This is a genomic window from Sandaracinobacteroides sp., from assembly GCF_057137845.1.
Genome location: NZ_DBNHFX010000204.1, coordinates 1 through 4,565, shown reverse-complemented (window position 1 = coordinate 4,565; position 4,565 = coordinate 1). Strand labels below are relative to the sequence as shown.

Annotated in this window: 5 protein-coding genes; 2 read left to right on the top strand and 3 right to left on the bottom strand. The window is 64.4% G+C overall.

Annotated features, from left to right (window positions below):
- The first annotated feature begins 2 nt into the window (after window positions 1-2).
- The gene (locus AC16JP_RS11260) at window positions 3-1,277 is read left to right on the top strand and encodes an MFS transporter (RefSeq protein WP_484340711.1); all 1,275 of its coding nucleotides are present in this window, start codon (window positions 3-5) and stop codon (window positions 1,275-1,277) included.
- 7 nt (window positions 1,278-1,284) lie between these two features.
- On the opposite strand, the gene AC16JP_RS11255 is transcribed toward AC16JP_RS11260, so the two are convergent.
- Window positions 1,285-2,907 carry a long-chain-fatty-acid--CoA ligase gene (locus tag AC16JP_RS11255; protein WP_484340710.1) on the bottom strand — a complete coding sequence of 541 codons (1,623 nt, stop codon included), beginning with the start codon at window positions 2,905-2,907 and terminating at the stop codon, window positions 1,285-1,287.
- A 147-nt stretch (window positions 2,908-3,054) separates the two neighbouring features.
- Here AC16JP_RS11255 and AC16JP_RS11250 point away from each other — a divergent pair, with 147 nt between their 5' ends.
- Window positions 3,055-3,291 (top strand): hypothetical protein, encoded by a 237-nt coding sequence (locus AC16JP_RS11250; RefSeq protein ID WP_484340709.1) that lies wholly within the window; start codon window positions 3,055-3,057, stop codon window positions 3,289-3,291.
- A 6-nt stretch (window positions 3,292-3,297) separates the two neighbouring features.
- Here AC16JP_RS11250 and AC16JP_RS11245 read toward each other — a convergent pair whose 3' ends face one another.
- Entirely contained in the window at window positions 3,298-4,101 is an 804-nt protein-coding gene (locus tag AC16JP_RS11245; protein ID WP_484340708.1) for a CDP-alcohol phosphatidyltransferase family protein, read from the bottom strand.
- A partial coding sequence (locus tag AC16JP_RS11240; protein WP_484340707.1) for a phosphatidylserine decarboxylase occupies window positions 4,098-4,565 on the bottom strand: 468 nt, incomplete at its 5' end. The genes AC16JP_RS11240 and AC16JP_RS11245, both read right to left, overlap by 4 nt.

Sequence of the window (4,565 nt, the reverse complement as noted above, 5' to 3'; positions counted from 1 at the left end):
ATTTGAACACGGATCGGATTCGCCAGCGCCGCGCGCTGTGGGCAAGTTTCGTCGGCACCGGCATCGAGTTTTACGACTTTTATGTCTATGCGACGGCGGCCAGCCTTGTGTTCGGCCAGCTTTTCTTCCCCGGAACCGATCCCGGCATCCAGCAGATGGCCGCCTTTGCAACACTGGCGGTAGCGTTCTTCGCCCGGCCCGTCGGCGCCGCCGTCTTCGGCCATTACGGCGATCGGATCGGTCGCAAGGCAACGCTTGTCGCATCATTGCTGACGATGGGGATTTCGACAACGCTGGTCGCCTTTCTGCCCACATATGCAACCGCCGGCTGGATCGCGCCGTTCGCCTTGTGCGTGCTGCGGTTCGGGCAGGGGTTCGGGCTTGGCGGCGAATGGGGCGGTGCGGCGCTGCTTGCGGTCGAGAATGCCCCGCCGGGCTGGCGTGCGCGCTTCGGTTCGGCGCCGCAGATGGGCGCGCCCGCCGGCTTCATCGCAGCAAACGGACTGTTCCTGATTCTGGGGCTTTGGCTTTCACCGGCGGAATTCGCTGCCTGGGGCTGGCGGATTCCGTTCCTGCTGTCGGCGGTACTGGTGGCGGTCGGCCTGTGGATACGCCTGAAACTTACCGAAACGCCGGAATTCCGGGCGGCGCTCGCCGAAGCGCCTCCGCCGCGCGTGCCGCTTGGCGAAGTGGTTTCGCGCCACGGCGGCGTGCTTCTGGCCGGCACGATCGGGGCAGTTTGCTGTTTTGCCACCTATTATGTGGCGACTGCCTTCCTGCTGGGGTGGGGAACCAAGTCGCTCGGCTATTCGATGCAGGATTTCCTTGGCGTGCAACTGGTGGCGATCCTGTTCATGGCGCTGGGGATCTGGCTTGCGGCGTGGATGGCTGATGTGCGGTCTGATCCACGGCGGGTGTTGGCGATGGGGTGCGTAGCGGTCATGCTGTCGGGCCTGGTGATGGCGCCGCTGATGGGGGCCGGGCTAGCCGGTGTCTTTGTGTTCATTTCGTTGCTGCTGTTCGCCATGGGCTTTGCCTATGGCCCGCTTGGCGCGTGGCTTCCCGGCCTGTTTCCGGCGCGGGTGCGTTACACCGGCGCTTCGATGGCGTTCAACATCGCGGGCGTGATCGGCGGTGGCCTGACACCGCTGATCGCGCAGGCGCTGGCCCTGTCGGGCGGGCTGGCGCCTGTCGGGCTGTATCTTGCGTCGGCGGCGCTGCTAAGCCTGACTGCGCTGATCTGGAGCGGCAGGCGCGGGTTCGCGCCCCAGCACTGAGGCGCCTTCAGGCCAGCCGATAGTCGCGAAAACGTTCGCGCAACGCCACCTTCTGGATCTTGCCGGTGGCGGTGTGCGGGATCGATTCCACGAACTCGACAGCGTCGGGCATCCACCATTTGGCGATCCGCCCCTCCAGATAGCCCAGCACTTCCTTTGCCGAAACCGAAGCACCATCCTTGCGGACGATGACCAGCAGGGGACGCTCGTCCCATTTGGGGTGGGCGATGCCGATCACGGCGGCTTCCGCTACACCCGGGCAGCCGATGGCCAGATTTTCGATTTCGATCGACGAGATCCACTCGCCGCCGGACTTGATCACGTCCTTTGAACGGTCGGTGATCTGCATATAGCCTTCCGAGTCGATGGTGGCGACGTCGCCGGTGTCGAACCAGCCATCCTTGTCCAGGATGTCTCCGCCGTCGCCCTTGAAATAGCTGGCGACGATCCACGGCCCGCGCACCAGCAACCGCCCGAAGGCTACCCCGTCACGGGGAAGCTCTCGCCCCTCGTCGTCGACCAGTTTCAGTTCGACGCCGAAGATCGCCCTGCCCTGCTTGCACTTCAGATCGATCTGGCGTTGCCGGGGCAGTGTGTGCGCATGCGCCGAAAGCGTGCCGAGCGTGCCAAGCGGAGTCATTTCGGTCATGCCCCATGCATGGCAGACGTCTACGCCATATTTGTCCTCGAACGCCTCGATCATCGCGCGCGGCGCCGCCGAGCCGCCGATCACCACCCGTTCCAAGGGCTTCAGGTCGGTGCCTGTGGTATCGAGGTGTTGCAGCATCGACAGCCAGACGGTCGGGACAGCCAGCGTCAGGGTTACTTCTTCGGTGCGGATCATGCGCGCAATGGTGGGCGCGTCGAAATGCGGTCCACACATGACAAGCTTGGCGCCTACCGCCGCCGCCGCATACGGCACACCCCAGGCGTTGGCGTGATACATCGGCACCACGGGCAGGATCGATGTCGTCGAACGGATGTCCAGCACGTCACCCATGCAGGCGCCATATGCGTGCAACACATTCGCCCGGTGCGAATATTGCACCCCCTTGGGGTTCCCGGTGGTTCCCGAGGTATAGCAAAGCCCGGATGGCGCGGTTTCCGGCACCGGCGTCCACGCGCTGTCCGGGTCTTCGTCGGCGATCAGATCCTCGTAGCAAAGCAGGGTCACCGACGACCGGGGCATGTGGTCGCGGTCGGTCAGCAGCACGAAATGCTCGATCGTCTTCAACGCCGGGGCCAGCTTTTCGATCAGTGGCACAAACGTCAGGTCGAAGAACAGCACCCGGTCTTCGGCGTGGTTGGCGATATAGGCGATCTGTTCTTCGAACAGGCGCGGATTGATGGTGTGCGCAACACCGCCCATGCCGGAAATACCATACCAGCTTTCGACATGGCGGTGGGTGTTCCACGCAAGGGTCGCCACCCTGTCACCGGGTTGCACACCAAGACGGCGCAGTGCTGCGGCAACCTGCTTCGCACGCCCCTGCACATGCCGCCAGTTCGTGCGGACTTCGTGCCCTTCACATGTCAGGCTTACAATCTCCCGCGCGCCGTGATTCTGCGCCGCATGGTCGATCAGCTTCCATACGTTGAGCGGCCATTCCTGCATCGTGCCCGTAGCCATGAATCTCTCCCTCTGCACCAAGGATAAGCGAGACTGGCAGTCAGATGGAAGCTGCCACAACGCAATTTCGCAGCGCGCAGGAATCGGCTTGACAGATGCGGAACATAATAGGAACATTCATCCACAACGGATGTGAAGGCGCAAACGATGACCGACCCAACCATTTTCGGCCTGCTTGGCCCGGCTGCCCTGCTGGCGATCGCTGCGGCGAATGTGCGGCTTTTGTGGCGGCATGGCCAACGCCTGGTGCACGCCCTCGACTGGAGCCCGGCCGCACCATGGGCCGCGCCGCTGCCTGCGATGCAGTCGAACGTGCTGCCGTTTCCGCGCCCGACGGTGCGTCCGGGCGTCGGTGCAGCGCGAAGCGGTCGCTTCGCCGCCTGAGCGTGGTCAGTTGGCGCTGTCCGCCGCGTCTGTCGTGGATGCATCAAGTTCGGCCTTGCGCAACCTGGCGTAATGGATGCTGGCAAACGGGAATGCCACGGCATAGGCCAGCGCCAGCACAAACAGCATCCGCCACGGCCACTGCGCCATCGCCGCTGCATAAAGGCCGATGCCCCCCAGCACGAACAGCCGCGCCGAACGCGGGACCTGTACCGATTTGAACCCCCAGCCCGGCAATGCGGAAACCATCAGAACGGCTGTAACGCCAACCACCACGGCAACGATCACCGCCCTGCTGAACGGATCGGCATCCAGCGCGCCGTCGTGCGCCAGGCTCCAGAACAGCGGGATCAGCGCCATGCCCGCCCCGGCAGGTGCTGGCACACCCGTGGTAAAGCCCAGTCGCTTCTTTGGCAGATCATCCTTGTCGAGCGCGGCATTGAACCGCGCCAGCCGCAAGGCGCACCCAACCGCCAGTGCAAGCGCGACCACCCAGCCGAAACGGCCAAGTTCATGCAGCGCCCACAGATAAAGAACCAGCGCCGGGGCAACCCCGAACGCAGTCACGTCCGAGAGTGAATCCAGTTCGGCACCAAACCTGCTGGTGCCGCGCAGAAACCGGGCGACACGGCCGTCGATGCCGTCCAGCACCCCGGCGATAACGATCGCCGCCGCCGCCTTGTCGAAGGCGCCGTCGATCGCAAAACGCACCGCCGTTGCGCCCGCGCACAGGGCCAGCATGGTGATCGCATTCGGGATCAGCGCGCGAAGCGGAAGCGCACCGCCCCCGCCCGACGAGGGTTCGCTCATTGGCGAGGCCCCGGAATGGCAGCCGCAACCGAGCGCGCCGCCAGCACGGTTTCACCGGCAACTGCGCGTTGCCCCTTTATCACCTGCGGCTGATAACCAGCCGGCAGAAAGACATCGACGCGGCTGCCGAAGCGGATCAGCCCGATCCGCTCGCCGGTCGACACGGCTGCGCCCTCGGCAACGAAGGCGATAATGCGCCGTGCAACCAGCCCCGCGATCTGCGTGAAACCGACTTTGGTGCCGTCGGCCTTTTCCACGATGAAATACTGACGCTCGTTTTCCTCGCTCGCCTTGTCGAGGTCGGCGTTGAGGAATGCGCCGGGCACATAGGCGATACGCCTGACGACGCCCGCGACGGGGGTGCGATTGATGTGCACGTCGAACACCGACATGAACACCGATACGCGGATCGCGGTTTCGCCTTCCAGTCCGCCGTCTCCGGTAAGCTGGCGCGGCAATCGCAC